The sequence below is a fragment of the Aureimonas pseudogalii genome, assembly GCF_014196835.1.
Taxonomy (GTDB): domain Bacteria; phylum Pseudomonadota; class Alphaproteobacteria; order Rhizobiales; family Rhizobiaceae; genus Aureimonas; species Aureimonas pseudogalii.
In genome coordinates this window covers 218,235-238,361 of the sequence record NZ_JACIEK010000002.1, presented here as the reverse complement: position 1 = coordinate 238,361, position 20,127 = coordinate 218,235, and the positions used below count along the sequence as shown (strand labels likewise).

Here is a 20,127-nt window from a genome sequence, read left to right as displayed (position 1 = left end):
CTTGACGCGCGTAAACACGTCTCGAAACCCGAACCGGGAGGCGGCGCTGCAAGAGATTTCGCACAAGGGCGGGCGCGACGCCGGCAAGGGCCGGTTCCTGCGCGAATGGCTGCGCAGCCCGCTCGGCGTCGGCGCGCTGTCGCCCTCGTCGGCGGCGCTGGGAACGCTGATGGCGTCCTTCGTGCCCGACGATCCCGATGCGCTGGTGATCGAGCTCGGGCCGGGCACCGGCGCGGTGACGCGCTGCCTCTTGCAGCGTGGGATCGCGGCGGAGCGGCTGGCCTGCGTCGAATACGCGCCAGAGTTTTGCGGCCTGCTGCGCCTGCGCTATCCCGGCATCTGCATCGTGCAAGGCGACGCCTACACCCCGCCGGCCGCTCTCCTCGGCTGGATCGACGGGCGCCGCATCGCCGCGGTCGTCTCGTCCCTGCCGCTGATGGCGCGGCCCGAAGCCGAGCGCAGCCGGGCCCTCGACCGCTATCTTGCGCTGCTGCCCCCCGGCGCGCCGTTCATTCAGTTCACCTATTCGCCCTCGCTGCCGGTGAAGCCCGATGCCGTCGGCGCCACGGCCTTTCCCAGCCGGTGGATCAAGCGCAACCTGCCGCCGGCCCGCGTCGTCGTCTATCGTCGCGAAGGCGCAGCGTTCCCCTCCGCCGGCAACGACGACGCGGAACCCCGGCCTTCGTCAGCCTGACAAACTCGCCGACTAAAGCATTTCGCGTGGGAGTCCGGTCGGCTTCCACGCGAAATGCTCGGGAACGAAGCGACGCCGCCGAACGGGGCCGGCCGAACGAGAGGATCGAGGATGCAGGATCAATCCGGGTCGCCCACGCCGAACCCACCGCGCGACCGCCAGAACGAACGTCAGGGCGATCTCCTGCGCTTCTTCGGAACCTGGGTCCGCAATCCCCTGACGCTCGGCGCCGTCGCGCCCTCCTCGGCCAGCTACTGCGCCGCCATGGTCGCGGCGTCCACCACCGGCATCGAAGGCCCGGTGCTGGAGCTCGGCCCGGGCCTCGGCGTCGTCACCCGCGCGCTGCTGGAGGCCGGCGTCGCGCCCTCGCGCATCACTTCGATCGAGTACGAGCCCGAGTTCGCAAAGACGCTCCAGCGTCGCTTCCCCGAGGTCAACGTCATCCATGGCGACGGGTTCGATCTCGACAAGACGCTCCGTGACGCCGGCGCCACGCGCTTTGCCACCATCCTCTTCGCCATCCCGATCGTGAAGATGGCGCAGCGCGAACGTCAGGCGCTCTTCGCGCGCTATTTCGCCCGTCTCCTGCCGGGCGGCAACCTGACCCAGCTCTCCTATCTCTGGACGCCGCCGGTGAAGCCCGTGGCCGGGCTCTTCGAGGTCTCCTCCTCGCCCATCGTCTGGGACAACATCCCTCCCGCCCGCGTCTGGATCTACACGCCGACCGGGTCCTCACGGACGTCTGGGCATTGATCCCGCGCCTTCTCGTGCTGCCGGGCACCGCGATCGCGGACTCGGGCGCCGCGCGGCTGGCCGGCGAGGCGACGCGGCTTCTCGCCGTCACCGACGTGGCGCTGACGGCGGCGAGCCTTGCCGACTATCCGCTGCCGCTCTTCGACGCCGAGCCCGGCGTCGCCCTCCCGCCGGCAGGCCGGTCACCCGGCCTGCCGGAGAACGCCCGCCTCCTCGCCCAGCGGCTCGCCCTCCAGGACGGGCTGCTGATCGTTGCCCCCGCCGTCCACGACGGGGTGGCGCCGCTTCTTGCGAACGCTGTGGCCTGGATCGCCGCCGCGGCGCGCGAGCAGCCGCAGCCCGTCCACCCGTTCCACCGCCTCGTGGTCGGGCTCGCCTCGACCTCGCACGCGCCCGATGGCGGACGGGCGGCTCTGGCGCCGCTGCGCGCCGTGCTTCAGGCGCTCGGTGCCGAAGTCGTGACCCCGCAATGCGCCGTCTGCGTCGCGGGCGCCCCGTTCGAGGCGTCCGGACGCCTTGCCGACGAGACGTATCGGCGACATCTCGACGATCTCGCGGAGACGCTGCTCGACCACGCACGCGCTCTCGGGCGCCAGAGCTGACGAAACGCGGGCGATCGGCAAGCGGGACCGATGGGACGATGGGGTGGGAACGGGAAACGGGACGGCACATGGATTTGAACGAGATCAGGCAACGGCCCGCGGCGCCCGAAACGGTGCGGCGCGAGGTTCGGCGCTACCTGCACCAGCACTGGCGTGCCTTCTCGCTGCAAGGCCTTCTCATGGCGTTGACCGGCGTCGCGGCGCTGGTCGCGCCCCTGCTCGCGACGCGGGCGACCTCGATCTTCCTCGGCTGGCTGATCCTCTCGCTCGCCGCCGCCGCGGCGATCGCCTGCTTTCGCATGCGCGACGCCGCCGGCTTCTGGTCGAACCTCACCCTCACCGTGCTTTTGGCGCTGCTCGCTCTCGTGATCCTCGCCGATGCCTTCGCCGGCGCGGTGACGCTGACCACCGTCCTCGCCGTCTACTTCCTCCTCACAGGCCTCGCCATCCTGTCGCTGGCGCGCGCCTTCCGCGCCTCCACCGGTCGATTCTGGCTGCTCGCCGCCGCCGGTGCGCTGAACGTGGCCCTCGCCTTCTTCCTCGTCATCGGCCTGCCGGGCACCGCCGCTTGGGCCGTCGGCATCTTCCTCGGCCTCTCCCTCGTGATGTCCGGCCTCAGCCTCCTCGCCGCCGCCCTCGACGCCCGCACCGGACCGAAGGCCGGGCGCTAGCGGCTACGGTATGCAGGGGCGCTGCCCCCGCACCCCTGCCAAGGGCCTGAGGCCCTTGGAACCCCATCTCTTCTTCGATGACCGGAGAGGGCCGCTGGCCCTCCCCGGTCATCGATCAAAAGAAGCGGGGGTCCGGGGGTGTCAGCCCTCGGGCGGGGTTCGGGGCGGCAGCCCCGCCATGCCACCGCCGCCGGCGCTCAGACGTGCTGGCCGCCGTTGATGTGGATTTCGCCGCCGCTGACGTAGGAGGCCTGTTCGGAGCAGAGGAAGTAGATGATGTCGGCGACCTCGGAGGTCTTGCCGAGGCGGCGCAGCGGGATGGTCTCGACGATCTTCTCGGTGCCGGGCGAGAGGATGGCGGTGTCGATCTCGCCGGGGGCGATGGCGTTGACGCGGATGCCGTCCGGCCCGAAGTCGGCGGCCATCTCGCGTGTCAGCGAGGCGAGTGCGGCCTTCGAGGTAGCGTAGGCGGTGCCGGCGAAGGGGTGCACGCGGCTGCCGACGATCGAGGTGACGTTGACGATCGAGCCGCGGGCGGTGGCGAGTTCCGAATGGAGGCCGCGCGCCAGCATGATGGGGGCGAAGAAGTTGACCTGAAAGACGTCGCGCCAGACGTGCATGGGGGTGCGGATCGAATCCATCCGCGCGCCCTTGTCGGCCTTCGGCGAGATCGCCGCGTTGTTGACGAGCGCGTCGAGCCGCCCGCCATTGGCTTGCAGGCGCTGGCGGATCTCGGACACGGCGTAGCCGACGTCCTCGGGATCCGACAGGTCGACCTTGATGTGGTCCTCGGGGCCGGCGGGCCAGGGGCAGTCGACGGCGAAATCCTGGCGCGAGCAGGTGATGACGCGCCAGCCCTCGCGCGAGAACCGCTTCACGGTGGCGTGGCCGATGCCGCGCGAGGCTCCGGTGAGGACGAGCGTCTTGCGGGCGTCGGTCGGCGCGGGAGCGGACATGGAACCTCGTCGTCTGGGCAAGCCGGCGGGGCGGAACCGCCGCGGCGCGAGGAGCCGTCGATGCCAGCCGCACGCTGCCTTCCCTTTACCGCAAAGCACCGCGGCGGGGGAATATCTTTCGCCGCAGCCTCCACGTCTGCCGCACGCCTTTCACCTCGCTGCGGCGATCTCCTTCGACACCGGGACCACACGATCGGTCTCGTGGCGCCGAGTGACGGAGGACGAGAGCGTGCCGGCACGCGACCCCAGCCGAGATCGGGGTGGAAGCGGTCGCGCGCCACATGCTGCCGTGGTCGCTCTTGCATTCTCTGGGTGCAGTGCGCGGCTTGAGGAGCGGAGCCGCGCCTGCCGCTTTGGTGCCGCACCTCGCCGTCTCGCCAAGCTGACCCACGCGCAGCCTGCAACCCGCAATGGGGCCGATTGCGTCGCAAAGCCGGATGCGCAGGTGTGGAGGCGATGCTAGAGCCTTCCAGTGAAAGCCAATTCGGCTTTCACGCTCGGACGATGCGGCAAACGACGACCTGAAGTCGACGGCTTCACCCCGTCCGCCCCCTCTTTCGTCTTTGGCGAGCCGGCGCCGCCGCGGGGCGAGCCGCCCGCCGCTTGCCGCCGACTTGTCTGCTAGAGGAGCCGCGATGAGCCCGATCGACCGACCCGTTCTGCCGCCGCTCCGGGTCTGGCGCAGCCTTCGGGCCCGCCCCCGGCTCGTCGGCGGCTTCGCCGTGACGCTCGCGGTGGCGCTTCTCCTGCCCGCGAGCCTGCCCGTCTCGACGCGCATTCTCGTCGGCTGGGACTGCGGCGTGCTGGTCTATCTCGCGGCGACCCTGCGCATGATGCTATTCGCCGACACCGGCGACATCCGCGGCCACGCGCAGGGGCAGGACGAGGGTCGCGCGGCGATCCTGCTGCTGACGAGCCTTGCCATCGCCGTCTCCTTCGGCGCCATCGCCGCCGAGCTGCACGGCCTCGGCAGCGACCACGTGTCGGGCTGGCGCCTGTCCCTCGCGGGCCTGACGATCCTCCTGTCGTGGACCATGACGCAGGTGGTGATGGCCGTGCACTATGCCGGCGAATACTACGGCAACCCGGCGGCCGAGGGCGGCATGGCCTTTCCCGGCGGCGACGCCGAGCCCGACTATCCCGACTTCCTCTACTTCGCCTTCACCATGGGCGCGGCGGCGCAGACCTCGGACGTCGCGGTGACGACGCGCGGCATGCGCGCCCTCGTGCTCGCCCACACGATCCTCGCCTTCCTGTTCAACACCACGATCCTGGCGCTCGCCGTGAATGTCGGCGCGAGCGTGATCTGAGCGGCGGGCCGGCAGTCCCCGCCTCTCCCGGCTGGACAGCGCGGCGCCGATCTCGCAGAACCCCGCGCATGATCGCCGCGCCCGCACCGTCTCCGCCGAACGCCGTCTTCGAACCGTCCGCGCGCATGGCCAGTCGGCGCGCCGGACGCCGCGGAGCGTTCTCCTGACCCGCCCTTTCACACTTCCCGAGCTTCCCGTCTCCGCCGTCCTGCCAGCCGTCGCCGAGGCGCTGGAGCGCCATGGCGCCGCCGTGCTCGTGGCGCCGCCCGGCGCCGGCAAGACGACGCTCGTGCCGCTGCATCTCCTCGGCGCGATCGCGGAGGGGCGCATCCTCCTCGTCGAGCCACGCCGCCTCGCGGCGCGCGCGGCGGCGACGCGCATGGCCTCGCTCGTCGGCGAGCGGCCCGGCGAGACGGTGGGCTGGCGCATGCGGCTGGACACCAAGGTCTCACGTGAAACACGCATCGAGGTGGTCACCGAGGGCGTCCTCACCCGGATGATCCTTTCCGAGCCCGACCTTCCCGGCGTCGCCGCCATCCTCTTCGACGAGTTCCACGAGCGCTCGCTCGACGGGGATTTCGGGCTGGCGCTGGCGCTCGACCTCAAGGGCGCACTGCGGCCCGACCTCCGCCTCCTCGTGATGTCGGCGACGCTCGACGGAGCGCGCGTGGCCTCTCTGCTCGGCGACGCGCCGGTGATCGAGAGCGCCGGTCGGGCCTTTCCCGTCGCCATCCGCTACCGCGACCGGCCGGGCACGGAGCCCATCGAAGAGGCGGTGGCGGCCGCCGTCCTCGCCGAGATCGCAAGCGGCCCCGGCTCGATCCTCGCCTTCCTGCCCGGCCAGCGCGAGATCGAGCGCACCGCCGAGCGACTGGCGCCCCGCCTGCCGGCGGACGTGATCCTCGCCCCGCTCTACGGCCAGATGGACGCTGCCGCCCAGGACCTCGCGATCCGCCCGGCGCCCACGGGCGCGCGCAAGGTGGTGCTGGCCACCACGATCGCCGAGACCTCGCTCACCATCGACGGCGTCAGCGTGGTGGTGGACGGCGGCTGGAAGCGCCAGCCGCGCTTCGAGCCGGCCACCGGCCTGTCGCGCCTCGAAACGGTACGTGTGTCGCGCGCGGCCGCCGACCAGCGGGCCGGGCGCGCCGGGCGCACCGCGCCGGGCACCGCCGTGCGGCTCTGGCGCGAGGCCGAGACGGGCGCGCTGGAGGCCTTCGACCGACCGGAGATCCTCTCCAGCGACCTCTCCTCGCTCGTGCTCGACACGCTCGCCTGGGGCGCGCGCGACCCGTCCGACCTCGCCTTCCTCGACGCGCCACCGGCCCCCGCCGTCGCCGAGGCGCGCTCGCTCCTCGTCGACCTCGGGGCGCTGGGCGAGGACGGACGCATCACCGCCATGGGCGAGGCGATGCGCCGCCTGCCGGCGCCGCCGCGCCTCGCGCGCATGGTGGCGGGCGCCGCGCCCGGCGCGCCCCGCCGGGTCGCGGCGCGCCTCGCGGTGCTCCTCACCGAACACGGGCTCGGCGGCACCGACACCGATCTCGGCGAGCGGCTGCGGCGCTGGGGCACCGACCGCTCGCCCCGCGCCCGCACCGCCGACGAGCTCGCCACCCGGCTCGTGCGCGCGGTCGCGACCGAGATCGGTGGTGAGACGCTCGACGACACCGATCCCGGCGCGCTGCTGGCGCTCGCCTATCCCGACCGGGTGGCGCTGGCCCGCGGCGCGCGCGGCGCCTTCGTGCTCGCCAACGGACGCGGCGGGATGCTGCCCGAGAGCGAGGCGCTGGCGCGCGAGCCGGCGCTCGTGGTGGCCGATCTGCAAGGGGTGGCGCCGGGTGCGGGATCGCCGAGAGGCAACACGACGCGGGTCGGGCGCATTCGCGCTTGCGCGCCGCTGATGCGCGAGGCGCTGGAGCGCATCCTCGCCGCGCGCATCGTGGAGGAGGAGACGCTCGCCTTCGATCCCGCCAGCCGCTCGGTGCGCGCCCGCCACGTGCGCCGGCTCGGCCGAGCGGTCCTCACCGAGGCCCCGCGCCCGCTGCCCGCCGACGGGCGGGTGGGCGCCATCCTGATGGCGGGCCTTCGCGATCTCGATCTCGGCCTCGCGCCGCTGCCGCTCGACCGGGAAGGCGAGCGCCTGCTGGCGCGCCTGCGCTTCGCCGCGGCCGCGCTCGGCCCCGAGGCGGGCTGGCCCGGCTTTTCCGACGCGGCGCTGCTGGCGGAGGCCGGCGACTGGCTCGCCCCCTTCCTCCCCGGCGTCGCAGCGCTCGCCGCCATCCCGCCCGGTGCGATCCGCGAGGCGCTGCTGGCGCGGCTCGGCGCGGAGGCGCGCCGGCTCGAGGCGATCGTGCCCTCGCATTTCGACGCCCCCACCGGCTCGCGCCATCCGATCCGCTACGAGCCGCAAGGCCCGGTGCTGGCGATCCGCGTGCAGGAGCTCTTCGGCCTGCGCCGTCATCCCGCGATCGCCGACGGCCGCCTGCCGCTGATCCTCGAACTGCTCTCGCCCGCCGGACGCCCGATCCAGGTGACGCGCGACCTGCCCGGCTTCTGGGCGGGCTCCTGGGCCGACGTGCGCGCCGACCTTCGCGGGCGCTATCCACGCCATCCCTGGCCCGAGGATCCCGCCGGCGCGGCGCCGACCGCACGGGCGAAGCCCCGCGGCACCTGAGCCTTCGCGCCGCGCGCGAATGGGGACCGCGTGCCGACGTGCCGCATCTTGGCAGTGGCAGGGTCGTGTCTACTTGACATGGCATGATGACCCGTTCGCACCACGCCGATTTCGAACCCGGCCCCTCCTGGTCGGGCCGCGCCTCGAACGAGGGCCAGCGCATGCGCCTGGCGACGCTGACGCGGCTGCGCTGGCTGTCGATCGCCGGGCAGACGGCGGCCTGCGTCTTCGTCGCCTGGGGCCTCTGGTATCCTTACCCGGTGTTCCTGTGCTTCGGGCTCATCGCCCTGTCGATCGCGCTCAATCTCGTGCTCTCGGTGCGCTTTCCCAAGAGCGAGCGGCTGGAGACGCGGCAGGTGGCGGCGATCCTCGCCTTCGACATCCTGCAGCCGACGGGCCTCCTCTTCCTCACCGGCGGCATCCAGAACCCGTTCGCGATCTTCCTCATCGTGCCCGCGATGACGGCCGCCGCGACCCAGCCGCCCGCCACCACGATCGGCCTCGGCATTCTCGCCGTCCTCGCCGCCACCGCGCTCGCCTTCCTGCATATGCCGATGCCCTGGCCGGTCGACTGGCCCTTCGCGCTGCCGCTGCCCTATCTCGGCGGCATGTGGTTCGCGCTGGTGACGACGCTCCTCTTCGCCACATTCTACATCTACCGCGTCGCCGCCGAAGCCCGCACCCTCTCCGACGCGCTGGCCGCGACCGAACTCGTGCTGCAGCGCGAGCAGCATCTCTCGGCGCTGGACGGGCTGGCCGCGGCCGCGGCACACGAACTCGGCACGCCGCTCGCCACGATCGCCCTCGTCGCCAAGGAGATGGGGCGGTCCACGCCGGCGGCCGATCCGATGCGCGAGGACGTCGATCTCCTGATCACCCAGACCGAGCGCTGTCGCGGCATCCTGCGCCAACTCACCAGCCTTTCCTCCTCGTCGGAAGAGCATCTGGCGCGCCACTCCTTCCTGTCGCTGGTGGAAGAGGTGGTGGCGCCGCACCGCGACTTCGGCGTGACGATCCATGTGCACGAGGGCACGCGGATCGGGCCCGAGCCGGTGCTGCGTCGCAATGCCGGCATCGTCTACGGGCTCGGCAACATCGTCGAGAATGCCGTCGACTTCGCGGCCTCCGAGGTGTCGATCGCGCTCTCCTGGGACGGCGAGCGCATCGACATCGACATCGTCGACGACGGATCGGGCTTCCCAGCGGACGTCCTCGCGCGCATCGGCGACCCCTACATGGCCCAGCGCGAGACCGGCCCGCGCAATTCCGGCGGCGGCCTCGGTCTCGGCCTGTTCATCGCCAAGACGCTGCTCGAGCGCTCGGGTGCGCGGATCGTCTTCGGCAACCGGCCGGAGGCCGACCGTCCCGGTGCGCTCGTTGCCATCTCCTGGCCGCGCGAGGCGTTCGGGAGAGCCAGCGATCCGCGCGGCGAGCTGGTCTTGGGCGAGAGCGACCCGTTCATGGCGCTGCCGAGCGCCTGATGGTCCGCAGTCTTCCTTATTGATCGCCGCCGTGCAGACCCCATCTGAAGACAAAAGGAAACCACGCTCATGCTGATGGACAATGCCCCTTCCGCGCCCGCTCCGATGCGGGTTCCCGAGGGTGACGCCTCGATCCTCTTGGTCGACGACGACCGTCCCTTCGTGACGCGCCTCGCGCGCGCCTTCGAGCAGCGCGGCTTCGCCGTGCGCACGGCTGAAGGCGTCAGCGAAGGCGTTTCGGCGATCCGGGCCCAGGCGCCCGCCTATGCCGTGGTCGACATGCGCCTCGGTGCCGGCAACGGGCTCGACGTGATCGAGGCGCTGCGCCGCGCCCGGCCGGACGCCCGCGTCGTAGTGCTCACCGGCTACGGCAACATCGCCACCGCGGTGACCGCCGTGAAGCTCGGCGCCATCGACTATCTCGCCAAGCCGGCCGACGCCGACGAGGTGATCGCGGCGCTGATGCGCGATCCCGACACCAAGGCCGAGCCGCCGGAAAACCCCATGTCGGCCGACCGCATCCGCTGGGAGCACATCCAGCGGGTCTACGAACTTTGCGACCGCAACGTCTCGGAGACGGCGCGCCGCCTGTCGATGCACCGTCGCACGTTGCAGCGCATCCTCGCCAAGCGCGCCCCGCGCTGATCGCGACGTCTGGATGGCCCGATCGGACTGCGGTCCGATCGGCTTGGAGAGGAATGCGAAGGCAAGCGGGTCGGCTTCGGGCTTGAAAATGTTGCCGTATCGTCAGACGTCGTCGTCGATCGACGGCGCGTCGCTCGTTCCGTGCGCGTTCCATTCGGCGAGCAGCAGCCGGTCGGCCGAGAGCCGCGCGAAGCGCAGCGTCAATGCCTTGCGCGTCGCGCCCGCCAGCTTTTCGAGCGGTGCCTCGCGCAGCATCTCGGCGTCGTAGCCGTCGGAGACGATGAGCCCGCACTCCTCGGGAAAGATCTCGGTCGGTATGCCCGGATGCGTGGCGAAGTAGAGCCGGTCGCAATGCAGCCGATAGTCCGGCCATTTGCGGTCGGCGCGAAAATCCTCGATCGAGGACTTGATCTCGACGATCGAGAATTCGCCTTTGTCGTCGAGGCAGAGGAGATCGGCGCGGCGGCCCGACACGAGCGGGATCTCCGGTAGGACGGAGACGCGCAGGCGGATCATCAGCCGCTGCACGCCGCGGCGTACGGCCATGGCGCGTTCGGACTGGCGTCCGTCGATGAGCGGGTCGCGCCGGAAGGGAGAGACGAGCGGCATGGCTCCTCCCTAGCGCCGGTCGCCTCGCGGGATCAAGCGCAGACGGGAACGAAAGCGCAACGACGAGTCGTTTCGCCGCAATCGCCCGGGTGGGCGTTCACCGGCACGAGGATCGCCCCGCCTTCCTTTCTCGAAGTGGCCCTTCGGTTCGGTCTCGTAGGAGCGAATGCCGCCCCTCGGGGATGATGCAGGCGCAACGGCGTGTTGCGGACGCCGCAACATCCTCGGAGAGAACGCCGCGCGGTCCCGATTGCATCCGCTCTTCCTTCGCGACCGCGCTGAAGAGTCGGCGCTTGGCCCAATTCAGACGCCGATCATCCGGCCGGGCATGCGTGCGCCCTCGCCTGCGATCTCGTCGAGGATGGGACAGCCGAGATCGCCGTCCTCGCCCGTTTCGTCGGTGACGGCGGCGACCGCCGTGCGCAGCGTCTGCAGTTCCTCGATCTTGCGGTCGATCTCGGCGATCTTGCGCGCCGCCAGCCGGTGCATGGCTTGGCGGTCGCCGCCGCTGCCGTAGAGCGACAGGAGGTTGCGCGCCTCGTCGATCGAGAAGCCGAGCGAGCGCGAGCGCTGCAGGAAACGCAGCACGTGCACGTCGCGCTCGCCATAGTCGCGGTAGCCGTTGGCGGCCCGCGCGGGGCGGATCAGGCCGACCTCCTCGTAGTAACGAATGGTCTTCGACGGCAGGCCGGACCGTTGCGACGCCTCGCCGATGTTCATCGGAAGTCCCCGTTTCGCTTGAGCTTTCGCCCGTGAAAAAGGGAAATGCGACAAAACTGGGGATCGTCAACTGTGCTCGCGCTGCAACAAGACAATCTTAACCATACCACGGTCTATTGGGGTCGTTGCCAGTGGAATCGCATCGGCGTACCAAAAGGTCGGCCCTCTCCGGGACGCCCGTTTCGGGAGCTGTGCCATTTTCTGGCCGCCCCCGATCCCGCAGCCTGACCCGGACGCCCCATGACGACCCGCTCCACCCCCCTTCTTCTCGGCGTCTGCCTCGCCGTGCTGGCGATCAGCGGTTGCACGACGCAGCAGCGCGCCTCGATCTCCACCGACGTGCCGATGGCGCAGGCCTATGTCGCGCCCGCCCCGGTGGAGCAGATCAAGTCCGGCGGGCCGCTGGGTCCGGTCGAGCTCACCGCCTACGATTCGATCGAGGACGGCGGCTTCAAGCTTCCCGCCATTCCCGTGACGAAGGTCGCCGAAGAGTTCCGCCGCCAGCGCGTCGTCTACAACGGCGAGGGCATGGAGCCCGGCACCGTGGTGGTCGATACGAAGAACCACTTCCTCTACGTCGTGGAGCCGCAGGGCACCGCGATGCGCTACGGCATCGGCGTCGGCAAGGCTGGCTTCTCCTGGTCCGGCGAGGCCGCGATCAAGGACAAGCAGCATTGGCCGAAGTGGTTTCCGCCGGTGGAGATGATCGCGCGTCGTCCCGAGCTCAAGCCCTACGGCAACGAGGTCGGCATGAATCCCGGCCTGCAGAACCCGCTCGGCGCCCGCGCCCTCTACCTCTACCAGGGCAACAAGGACACGCTGTTCCGCCTGCACGGCACGCCGGAATGGTGGTCGATCGGCAAGTCGGTCTCCTCGGGCTGCATCCGCCTGATGAACCAGGACATCGTCGATCTCTACGACCGCGTGCCGATGAACGCGCGCGTCATCGTGCTGCAGGGCAAGGAGACCCTCGAGTCCCGTCGCCGCACCGCGCCGCAAAGCTGACGGCCCGCATCCATCTCGAGTTCAAGGCGGGGGACCGCGCTGGCCGGACGCTTCGGGGGAAGCGTCCGGCCTTTTTCTTGGCGGGCGTCCCTTTGCCGCTTCGGTGCGGCGTCGGCGCATTGCCCCCGGGGCGAACGCGGACCTGACAGGGCGCTGCGAACCGGCTAGAAGCCAAGCTCCCCGCGTTCCCCGCGTCTCGCCGAGTATCAGCCGATGGATTTCGACCGCCTCCGCCCCCAGGCCCACCGCATCCTGCCCGGCGCGGCGATCCCCGAGCTGCCGAACTTCTACAGCGGCAAGGTGCGTGACAATTACGATCTGCCGGACGGGCGGCGCATCATCGTCGCCACCGACCGGCTCTCGGCCTTCGACCGCATTCTCTGCACCGTGCCCTTCAAGGGGCAGGTGCTGACGCAGACCGCACGCTTCTGGTTCGAGGCGACCTCCGATATCTGCGCCAACCACGTGATCGACTATCCCGACCCCAACGTGGTGGTGGGCCGCCGGCTCGACATCCTGCCGGTGGAGATCGTGGTGCGCGGCTATCTCGCGGGCACCACCGGCACCTCGGTGCTGACGCTCTACAAGAAGGGGCAGCGCGAGATGTACGGCGTGCGCCTGCCCGACGGGCTCGCCGACAACGAGGCGCTGCCCGCCGCCATCATCACCCCGACCTCCAAGGCGCTCGACGGCGACCACGACGCGCCGCTGACGCCCCACGAGATCCTCGAGCGCGGCCTGCTGACGCCAGCGCAGTGGGGCGAGGTGTCGGCGCATGCGCTGGCGCTCTTCGCGCGCGGCCAGGCGATGGCCGGCGAGCGCGGCCTCATCCTCGCCGACACGAAATACGAGTTCGGCACCGACCATGAGGGCCGCATCGTGCTGGCCGACGAGATCCACACGCCTGATTCCTCGCGCTACTGGCGCGCGGAGAGCTACGAGGCGTGTCTCGCCGCCGGCGAGCGGCCCGAGAGCTTCGACAAGGACGGCGTGCGCGCCTGGGTGGCTGCGCGCTGCGACCCCTATCACGACGCCATCCCCGCCATTCCCGAGGCGATGATCCTCGACACGGCGAAGGTCTATGTCGGAGCCTTCGAGACCATCACCGGCCGGCGCTTCCAGCCCGACCTTGCCGGCGACACCGTTCTCGACCGCATCCGCACGCGCCTCTCGCCCTTCTTCGGCGGCGCCTGACGATCAACGCTTGGAGGGCGCCGGCATCGCGGCGGCCAGCAGCAGCGCCAACACCAGGGCGTTCAGCCCGTGCCACAGGAAATGCAGGCCGAGCGGCAGCGCCGCGCAGAGCGGCCCGTCGAGCGTGCGGGCGGTGAGCGACAGCGCGAACACACCGCCCGCCGCCAGCACGAGCCGCGCCGCGGGGTGGCCGCGATGCCCCAGCCAGCCACCGATGCCGAACAGCGCCGCCAGCGCCGGCACATAGGCCGCCGACGAGCCGACGAGCGGTGCCGCCAACGGCTCCACGCCTTGCGCCGCCACGAGAAACGCGATCGTGCCGCCGGCGCTCGCCCACCGCCTCAAGCCCACCAGCCGGCGCAGCGCGAGCGCGAAATAGGCGGCGATAAAGAGCGTGATCGGCACCACGTCGGCCAGCATCGACCAGCCGTTCGCCAGCGTGTGGAACAGCGTCGACCCGACGCCGATCACCGCGACGAGCCCGATCAGCGCCGGCACCACCCGGTCGCCCCCGCGCTCGCCTGGCTCAAGCTTGCGCCAGCGCCGCCAGGCCCAGAGCGCGGCGAGGAGGAAGGCGAGGTTCGAGAACGCATTGACCGGCTCGGCCCAGACCGCCGCGCTCGTGCGCTCGCAATAGGCGTCGATCGGGCCGAACCAGTCCATGCCCTTCTCCCGTTCCCGTCAGCCGGACGCGCCCGCCAACCCCAGCGTCGTCAGCGTCACGAAGCCATAGCGCAGCCCCTTGCCGGTGCCGACCAGAAGGAGAAACGGCACCACGCGCACCCCGAGGAGGCCCGCGATCACCGTCAGCGCGTCGCCCACCACCGGCACCCAGGCGAAGAGCAGCGACGGCAGCCCGAAGCGCTCGAACCAGCGGCTCGCCCGCGCGATCTTGCGCTCGGGCACCGGAAACCATTTCGCATCCCGGTAGTGCGCCAGAAACCGCCCGCAGCCCCAGTTGAACAATCCGCCCAGCGTGTTGCCCAGCGTCGCCGCCAGCGTCAGCCACCACGGGCTGCCCGTGCCCGCCAGCAGCAACCCCACCAGAACCGCCTCCGACGACGCCGGAATCAGCGTCGCCGCCAGAAACGCCGCTACGAACAACCCGCCATACGCCGCCAGAAGCTCGGCGGTCACCGTGCGGCCGGCGCTGCATGGCGGGGCTGCCGCCCCGGTCCCCGCCCGGGACGGAAGTCCCGGACCCTTCTTTTCTTGTGTCCCGGATCGGGGCGGGCCAGCGGCCCACCCCGATCCGGGAAGGAAGAGAGGGGGTTCCAAGGGGCTTCAAGCTCCTTGGCAGGGGTGCGGGGGCAGCGCCCCTGCATACCGCGCCTCACGCCCGAGAGCCGGCGGCCTTCTTCTCGCGGCGGCGGCGGTGGAGAACGGGTTCGGTGTAGCCGTTGGGCTGGATGCGGCCTTCGAGCACGAGTTCGAGGGCGGCCTGGAAGGCGACGGAGCGCTCGAAGTCGGCGGCCATCGGTTCGTAGAGCGGATCGCCTTCGTTCTGGCGATCGACCACGGCGGCCATGCGCTTCATCGTTTCGACGACCTGCGCTTCCGTGACGATGCCGTGCAGCAGCCAGTTGGCGATGTGCTGGGAGGAGATGCGCAGGGTGGCGCGGTCTTCCATGAGGCCGACATTGTTGATGTCGGGCACCTTGGAGCAGCCGACGCCTTGGTCGATCCAGCGCACGACGTAGCCGAGGATGCCTTGGGCGTTGTTGTCGAGCTCGGCCTGGACGTCGTCCGGCTTCCAGTTCGGGCGCACGGCGACGGGAATGGCGAGGATGTCGGAGAGCTTCGTGCGGCTGCCGCCGGCGAGCTCGGCCTGCCGATCCGCGACGGAGACCTCGTGGTAGTGGGTGGCATGCAGCGTGGCGGCGGTGGGGGACGGCACCCAGGCGGTGTTGGCGCCGGCGCGGGGATGGGCGATCTTCTGCTCGAGCATGGCGTGCATGAGGTCGGGCATCGCCCACATGCCCTTGCCGATCTGCGCGTGGCCCTTGAGGCCGCAGGCGAGGCCGACGTCGACGTTGCGGTCCTCGTAGGCCTTGATCCAGGGGGCGGCCTTCATGTCGCCCTTGCGGATCATCGGTCCGAGCTCGATCGAGGAGTGCATCTCGTCGCCGGTGCGATCGAGGAAGCCGGTGTTGATGAAGACGACGCGGCGGCGGGCGCGCCGGATCGCCTCCTTGAGGTTCACCGTGGTGCGGCGCTCCTCGTCCATGATGCCCATCTTGACCGTGTTGGCCTCGAGACCGAGCGCGCTCTCGACGCGGGTGAAGATCTCGTCGGCGAATTCGACCTCATCGGGCCCGTGCATCTTGGGCTTGACGATGTAGACCGAGCCGGCGCGCGAGTTGCGCGGGCCGTCGGTCTTCGTCAGGTCGTGCATCGCGATCAGCGTGGTGACCATGGCGTCGAGCATGCCCTCGGGCGCCTCGTGCCCGTCGGCGAGGATCACGGCGGGGTTGGTCATCAGGTGCCCGACGTTTCGCACCAGCATGAGCGAGCGGCCGGGCAGAGTCAGCTCGGAGCCGTCCGGCGCGGTGTAGATGCGGTCGGGCAGGAGGCGGCGGGTGATGGTCTCGCCGCCCTTCTCGAAGGTCTCCGCGAGATCGCCCTTCATCAGGCCGAGCCAGTTGCGGTAGACGGCGACCTTGTCTTCCGCGTCCACCGCGGCGACGGAATCCTCGCAGTCCTGGATCGTGGTGACGGCGCTCTCCAGCACCACGTCGGCGATGCCGGCGGCGTCCGTCGAGCCGATCGGCGAGGCGCGGTCGACCACGATCTCGCCGTGGAGGCCGTTGGTCGCGAAGAGGATGGCGGTGGGCGCGGCCGCCTCGCCGCGATACCCCGCGAACTGCGCGGGGTCGGCGAGCGGCACGTGGCGGCCGTCGTTCAGCGTCGCGGTGAGGCGGGCCTTCTCCACCGCGAAGCCCACGGCCTCGCGCCAGGACGCGCCGTTCAGCGGCACCGAGCGATCGAGGAAGTCGCGGGCCCAGGCGACGACCTCGGCCCCCCGCGCCGCGTTGTAGCCGCGCCCGCGCTTGGCATCGCCCTCGTCGGGAATGGCGTCGGTGCCGTAGAGCGCGTCGTAGAGCGAGCCCCAGCGCGCGTTGGCGGCGTTGAGCGCGAAGCGGGCGTTGAGCACGGGCACCACGAGTTGCGGCCCGGCGATCACCGCAATCTCCGCGTCGACCTTGGCGGTCTCCACCGCGAAGGGTGCGCCCTCCGGCACGAGATAGCCGATCTCGCGCAGGAACGCCTCGTACTCGGCGCCGTCCACCGTGCCGCCCCGCCGCTCGCGGCACCAGTCGTCGATCCGGCGCTGCAGGTCGTCGCGGATGGCGAGGAGCTCACGGTTGCGGGGCGCGAGATCGTGCAGGAGGTCGACGAAGCCGCGCCAGAAGGCATCGGGCTCGACGCCGGTGCCCGGCAGCGCCTCGGCGTCGACGAAGGACTTCAGGAGGGGATCGACCTTGAGGCCGTGGATCTCGACGAGGCCCTGGCGGCCGGCATTATCGGACATACGGAGTCTCCCTCGATCGAAACACGCGGCCACGCGACCGCCGACGTTGCGCCTGTCTTCGCGAGCGAGGGCGCGACTGTCAAATGGACTTTACCGAGCGAGGGTAAGGCGGGGAACCGGTGCCCCTTGTCAGCCCCCTCGGGCGCGGGCCAGTCTTGCAGCATCCCAACCGATCCGAAGGTCTCGCCGATGAAATCTCCCGCCCTCGCGCTCGCCCTCCTTGCCGGAACCGCCCTCGGCGGCATCGGATCCACGCCGGCCGCGGCCTTCGACCTGACGATCCTCCACATCAACGACTTCCACTCGCGCATGGAGCCGATCAACAAATACGACGGCCCCTGCTCGGCGAAGGAAGCCGAGGAGAAGGCGTGCTTCGGCGGCATCGCGCGCATCGCCTCGGCGGTGGCCGCGGAGCGCGCCGCGGCCGGCTCGACCCCGGTGCTGCTGGTGGATGCCGGCGACCAGAGCCAGGGCTCGCTCTTCTACACGTTCTACAGGGACAAGGATTCCGCCGAGTTCATGAACCGCATCGGCTTCGAGGCGATGGCGGTGGGCAACCACGAGTTCGACGACGGCGTGCCGGTGATCCAGGCGTTCGCGGGCGCGGTGCACTTTCCGATGCTGATGGCGAACGCCGACCTCGTGCGCGAGCCCGCGCTCGCCGCGCTCGTGAAGCCCTCGACGATCGTCGAGAAGGGCGGCGAGCGCATCGGCCTCATCGGCCTCACCCCGCGCGATAACCAAGAGCTGACGGCGGCCGGCAAGTCGATCGACTTCACCGATCCGGTGGAAGCGGCGCGCCGCGAGGCCGAGAGGCTGACGAGCGAGGGCGTCACGAAGATCATCCTGCTCAGCCATTCCGGCTACGAGGAGGACAAGCGCCTCGCCGCGGCCGTGCCGGGGATCGACGCGATCGTCGGCGGCCACTCGCACACGCTCCTCTCCTCCACCGACCCGAAGGCGGCGGGGCCCTATCCAACGCTCGTGAAGGGGCCGGACGGGCGCGACGTGCCGATCGTGCAGGCCTACGCCTATTCGAAATATCTCGGCAAGATCACCCTCACCTTCGACGAGGCCGGCGCGGTGACGAAGGCCGAGGGCGCGCCGATCCTCCTCGACGCCTCGGTGCTCGAGGATGCCGGGGTGAAGGCGCGCGTCGCCGAGCTGGCGGTGCCGCTGGAGGAGATCCGCTCGAAGGTGGTGGCGCGCGCTGCGGCGCCGATCGACGGGTCGCGCGACACCTGCCGGGTCGGCGAGTGCGCCATGGGCAATCTCGTCGCCGACGCCATCCTCGATCGCACGAAGGATCAGGGCGTGACGATCGCCATCGGCAACGGCGGCAACGTGCGCGCCTCGATCGACGGGGGCGAGATCACGATGGGCGAGATCCTCACCGTGCTGCCCTTCCAGAACACGCTCGCCACCTTCCAGCTGACCGGCGCCGACATCGTGGCGGCGCTGGAGAACGGCGTCTCCCAGGTCGAGGACACGGCCGGGCGCTTCCCGCAGGTCGCCGGGCTGCAGTTCGACTGGTCGCGCAAGGGCACGCCGGGGGTGGACCGCGTGAAGGCCGTGCGCGTGAAGGACGCCGCCGGAGCCTTCGTGCCGATCGACCTGGCGGCGACCTACACCGTCGTCTCCAACAACTTCCTGCGCGGCGGCGGCGACGGCTACAAGATCTTCACCGAGAAGGGCCGCAACGCCTACGACTACGGGCCGAACATGGAGGACGCGGTGGTCGCCTATCTCCAGGCCGGTGGCGCCGCCTATGCCCCGTATGTCGACGGGCGCATCCGCGAGGTCGAGTAGCCGCCGGCGCTCTCAACGCTCGGCCAGCAGCACCCGGTGGTCGAGCAGGAACTTGGCGAAGAAGGGCAGGCTCGCCGAGCCGACCTCGCGCGCCGAGCGCCCGATCGTGCCCTCGGCCACCGCCACCGGCGGCAGGCCCTGCAGGTCGAGCCGGGCGAGCGCATCGGCCGTCGCCTCGGTGAGGCGGCGGCGCACGCCGGCGGGAAAGCTGCCGTCGATCACCGCCTTCTCGAAATCGTAGACCGCCACCGCCCCGGCGATCGCATGCGCCAGCCCCTCGGCGGCGATGGCGATCCATGCGTCGAGATGGACGCCGAGGTCGCTCCAGTCGGCGTCCTTGCGCCAGAGCTCGACGCCCGAGCGCCCGGCCTCCTCCAGCAGCCGCTCGAGCACGTGGATCGAGGCGACGTGGACGAGCTGGCGCTGACGTCCCTCGCGCGCCGGCACCAGCATCGAGCCGAGCGCCCCGGCATTGCCGGTGCGCCCCGAAACGAGGCTGCCGTCGATGACGATGCCCCCGCCGACGAAGGCGCCGACGAAGAAATAGACGTAGTGCGAGGAGACGCCGGTGCCGAAGGCCTGCTCGGCGCCGCAGGCGGCGGTGACGTCGTTGGCGAGGAACACCGCCTCGCCGGTGGCGCGCTCCAGCTCACCCGCGAAATCGGGCCGGCGCCATTCCTCCATTTCGCCGGGCGGCGCGCCATGCGCCTCGCCCCAGGCCCAGAGCTCGAAGGGCAGGCCGACGCCGAGGCCCGACAGGCGCCGGCGCAGGAGCGGCGGCAACGTGGCGCGCAGCGCGTCGGCCGCGTCCGTCACGAAGGCGAGCACCTCCGCGTAGCGCGGGAAGCGGTAGAGGATGGCGCGGCTCTCGCGCACGCGGCCGACGAAATCCATCAGCACCATCTCGCTCGTGCGCCGGCCAAGCTTGAGGCCGAGCGAGAAGGCACCGTCCGGGTTGAGGCGCATCGGCACCGAGGGCTGACCGACCCGCCCGCGCCGCGGCTCGCCCGGCAGCACCAGCCCGTCGTTCTCGAGCGAGCGCATGATCACGGAGGCGGTCTGCGGCGACAGGCCGGAGAGGCGCGCGATCTCGGACTTGGCGAGTTCGCCGTGGCGACGGATGAGCGAGAGCACGGCGCGCTCGTTGTGGGCGCGCAGGCCCGCCTGGTTCGAGCCGCGCAGCCGCTCGTCGTCGTCGCTCGGGCGCCCCTCTCCCGCCGGACGCACCGCTTCATCCATCGCGTCTCGCTCCCGCCCTCCGGCTCCGGTCTGGGTGCCGGATTGCCGCAGGAGTTTCGACACCGACGGAGGATTCTGTCAATAAATAAATCCTCATGAGTTATCGATTGACAGAATCGTAAGGCGTGTGTTGGATGGCCGCGATCGACCAGCGAGGAGGCTGCGTCGGCCGTGCTCGCCTCGTCATGGAACGAAAAAGGCAGTCGGCATCCGTTTCATTCCGGGAGGACTCA

General features: G+C 70.8%; 18 protein-coding genes. 11 read left to right on the top strand and 7 right to left on the bottom strand.

The genetic code is table 11. From position 1 onward, the window contains the following. Position 1: 1 nt before the first annotated feature. The 4 genes from GGR04_RS07680 to GGR04_RS07665 all read left to right on the top strand — a co-directional run bounded on the left by GGR04_RS07680 (position 2) and on the right by GGR04_RS07665 (position 2,720). Positions 2 to 694 (top strand): class I SAM-dependent methyltransferase, encoded by a 693-nt coding sequence (locus tag GGR04_RS07680; RefSeq protein ID WP_183199257.1) that lies wholly within the window; start codon positions 2 to 4, stop codon positions 692 to 694. A 111-nt stretch (positions 695 to 805) separates the two neighbouring features. Beyond that, entirely contained in the window at positions 806 to 1,447 is a 642-nt protein-coding gene (locus GGR04_RS07675) for a class I SAM-dependent methyltransferase (RefSeq protein WP_183199256.1), read from the top strand. Next, positions 1,444 to 2,049: an NADPH-dependent FMN reductase gene (locus tag GGR04_RS07670; protein ID WP_183199255.1), complete on the top strand. Its 606-nt coding sequence runs from the start codon at positions 1,444 to 1,446 to the stop codon at positions 2,047 to 2,049. The genes GGR04_RS07675 and GGR04_RS07670 overlap by 4 nt, the downstream gene beginning before the upstream one ends. A 68-nt stretch (positions 2,050 to 2,117) precedes the next feature. Then, entirely contained in the window at positions 2,118 to 2,720 is a 603-nt protein-coding gene (locus GGR04_RS07665) for an HdeD family acid-resistance protein (RefSeq protein WP_183199254.1), read from the top strand. Between the two features lie 197 nt (positions 2,721 to 2,917). Here the strand turns inward: GGR04_RS07665 and GGR04_RS07660 are convergent, their stop codons facing one another. After that, a complete protein-coding gene (locus GGR04_RS07660) occupies positions 2,918 to 3,676 on the bottom strand; it encodes an SDR family NAD(P)-dependent oxidoreductase (protein WP_183199253.1) in 759 nt (252 codons plus the stop codon). 635 nt (positions 3,677 to 4,311) lie between these two features. Between GGR04_RS07660 and GGR04_RS07655 the strand changes: the two genes are divergently transcribed. From GGR04_RS07655 to GGR04_RS07640, 4 genes are all read left to right on the top strand, one after another. After that, entirely contained in the window at positions 4,312 to 4,986 is a 675-nt protein-coding gene (locus GGR04_RS07655) for a DUF1345 domain-containing protein (protein ID WP_183199252.1), read from the top strand. Positions 4,987 to 5,149: 163 nt separating this feature from the next. Then, the gene (gene hrpB / locus GGR04_RS07650) at positions 5,150 to 7,660 is read left to right on the top strand and encodes an ATP-dependent helicase HrpB (RefSeq protein WP_183199400.1); all 2,511 of its coding nucleotides are present in this window, start codon (positions 5,150 to 5,152) and stop codon (positions 7,658 to 7,660) included. 83 nt (positions 7,661 to 7,743) lie between these two features. After that, positions 7,744 to 9,141: an ActS/PrrB/RegB family redox-sensitive histidine kinase gene (locus GGR04_RS07645; protein WP_281383058.1), complete on the top strand. Its 1,398-nt coding sequence runs from the start codon at positions 7,744 to 7,746 to the stop codon at positions 9,139 to 9,141. Positions 9,142 to 9,246: 105 nt separating this feature from the next. Continuing rightward, positions 9,247 to 9,786, top strand: a complete 540-nt coding sequence (locus GGR04_RS07640; RefSeq protein WP_183199399.1) for an ActR/PrrA/RegA family redox response regulator transcription factor — start codon at positions 9,247 to 9,249, stop codon at positions 9,784 to 9,786. Between the two features lie 102 nt (positions 9,787 to 9,888). Here GGR04_RS07640 and GGR04_RS07635 read toward each other — a convergent pair whose 3' ends face one another. Together GGR04_RS07635 and GGR04_RS07630 are read right to left on the bottom strand one after the other, a co-directional pair. Then, positions 9,889 to 10,395: an MmcB family DNA repair protein gene (locus GGR04_RS07635; protein WP_183199250.1), complete on the bottom strand. Its 507-nt coding sequence runs from the start codon at positions 10,393 to 10,395 to the stop codon at positions 9,889 to 9,891. 303 nt (positions 10,396 to 10,698) lie between these two features. Then, entirely contained in the window at positions 10,699 to 11,115 is a 417-nt protein-coding gene (locus GGR04_RS07630; RefSeq protein WP_183199249.1) for a MerR family transcriptional regulator, read from the bottom strand. A 240-nt stretch (positions 11,116 to 11,355) separates the two neighbouring features. On the opposite strand from GGR04_RS07630, the gene GGR04_RS07625 reads away from it, so the two are divergent. Together GGR04_RS07625 and GGR04_RS07620 are read left to right on the top strand one after the other, a co-directional pair. Beyond that, positions 11,356 to 12,120: a L,D-transpeptidase gene (locus GGR04_RS07625; RefSeq protein ID WP_183199248.1), complete on the top strand. Its 765-nt coding sequence runs from the start codon at positions 11,356 to 11,358 to the stop codon at positions 12,118 to 12,120. Positions 12,121 to 12,333: 213 nt separating this feature from the next. Then, positions 12,334 to 13,314 carry a phosphoribosylaminoimidazolesuccinocarboxamide synthase gene (locus GGR04_RS07620; RefSeq protein WP_183199247.1) on the top strand — a complete coding sequence of 327 codons (981 nt, stop codon included), beginning with the start codon at positions 12,334 to 12,336 and terminating at the stop codon, positions 13,312 to 13,314. Positions 13,315 to 13,317: 3 nt separating this feature from the next. Here the strand turns inward: GGR04_RS07620 and GGR04_RS07615 are convergent, their stop codons facing one another. The 3 genes from GGR04_RS07615 to GGR04_RS07605 form a co-directional block, all read right to left on the bottom strand. Beyond that, a complete protein-coding gene (locus GGR04_RS07615; RefSeq protein WP_183199246.1) occupies positions 13,318 to 13,977 on the bottom strand; it encodes a ceramidase domain-containing protein in 660 nt (219 codons plus the stop codon). A gap of 18 nt (positions 13,978 to 13,995) precedes the next feature. Continuing rightward, a complete protein-coding gene (locus tag GGR04_RS07610) occupies positions 13,996 to 14,451 on the bottom strand; it encodes a YqaA family protein (protein WP_183199245.1) in 456 nt (151 codons plus the stop codon). Positions 14,452 to 14,647: 196 nt separating this feature from the next. Further along, positions 14,648 to 16,846: a malate synthase G gene (locus tag GGR04_RS07605; protein WP_183199244.1), complete on the bottom strand. Its 2,199-nt coding sequence runs from the start codon at positions 16,844 to 16,846 to the stop codon at positions 14,648 to 14,650. A 189-nt stretch (positions 16,847 to 17,035) separates the two neighbouring features. Here GGR04_RS07605 and GGR04_RS07600 point away from each other — a divergent pair, with 189 nt between their 5' ends. Further along, a complete protein-coding gene (locus GGR04_RS07600; protein ID WP_183199243.1) occupies positions 17,036 to 18,655 on the top strand; it encodes a bifunctional metallophosphatase/5'-nucleotidase in 1,620 nt (539 codons plus the stop codon). A gap of 12 nt (positions 18,656 to 18,667) precedes the next feature. On the opposite strand, the gene GGR04_RS07595 is transcribed toward GGR04_RS07600, so the two are convergent. Then, complete coding sequence (locus tag GGR04_RS07595; RefSeq protein ID WP_183199242.1) at positions 18,668 to 19,894, bottom strand: ROK family transcriptional regulator; 1,227 nt, start codon at positions 19,892 to 19,894, stop codon at positions 18,668 to 18,670. Positions 19,895 to 20,127: the final 233 nt, after the last annotated feature.

Excerpts from the sequence above, each read along its gene's own strand:
- GGR04_RS07675 (WP_183199256.1), top strand. The coding sequence starts at position 806 with ATGCAGGATCAATCCGGGTCGCCCACGCCGAACCCACCGCGCGACCGC.
- GGR04_RS07665 (WP_183199254.1), top strand. The coding sequence starts at position 2,118 with ATGGATTTGAACGAGATCAGGCAACGGCCCGCGGCGCCCGAAACGGTG.
- GGR04_RS07660 (WP_183199253.1), bottom strand. The coding sequence starts at position 3,676 with ATGTCCGCTCCCGCGCCGACCGACGCCCGCAAGACGCTCGTCCTCACC.
- GGR04_RS07655 (WP_183199252.1), top strand. The coding sequence starts at position 4,312 with ATGAGCCCGATCGACCGACCCGTTCTGCCGCCGCTCCGGGTCTGGCGC.
- GGR04_RS07645 (WP_281383058.1), top strand. The coding sequence starts at position 7,744 with ATGATGACCCGTTCGCACCACGCCGATTTCGAACCCGGCCCCTCCTGG.
- GGR04_RS07640 (WP_183199399.1), top strand. The coding sequence starts at position 9,247 with ATGCGGGTTCCCGAGGGTGACGCCTCGATCCTCTTGGTCGACGACGAC.
- GGR04_RS07635 (WP_183199250.1), bottom strand. The coding sequence starts at position 10,395 with ATGCCGCTCGTCTCTCCCTTCCGGCGCGACCCGCTCATCGACGGACGC.
- GGR04_RS07630 (WP_183199249.1), bottom strand. The coding sequence starts at position 11,115 with ATGAACATCGGCGAGGCGTCGCAACGGTCCGGCCTGCCGTCGAAGACC.
- GGR04_RS07625 (WP_183199248.1), top strand. The coding sequence starts at position 11,356 with ATGACGACCCGCTCCACCCCCCTTCTTCTCGGCGTCTGCCTCGCCGTG.
- GGR04_RS07620 (WP_183199247.1), top strand. The coding sequence starts at position 12,334 with ATGGATTTCGACCGCCTCCGCCCCCAGGCCCACCGCATCCTGCCCGGC.
- GGR04_RS07615 (WP_183199246.1), bottom strand. The coding sequence starts at position 13,977 with ATGGACTGGTTCGGCCCGATCGACGCCTATTGCGAGCGCACGAGCGCG.
- GGR04_RS07605 (WP_183199244.1), bottom strand. The coding sequence starts at position 16,846 with ATGTCCGATAATGCCGGCCGCCAGGGCCTCGTCGAGATCCACGGCCTC.
- GGR04_RS07600 (WP_183199243.1), top strand. The coding sequence starts at position 17,036 with ATGAAATCTCCCGCCCTCGCGCTCGCCCTCCTTGCCGGAACCGCCCTC.
- GGR04_RS07595 (WP_183199242.1), bottom strand. The coding sequence starts at position 19,894 with ATGGATGAAGCGGTGCGTCCGGCGGGAGAGGGGCGCCCGAGCGACGAC.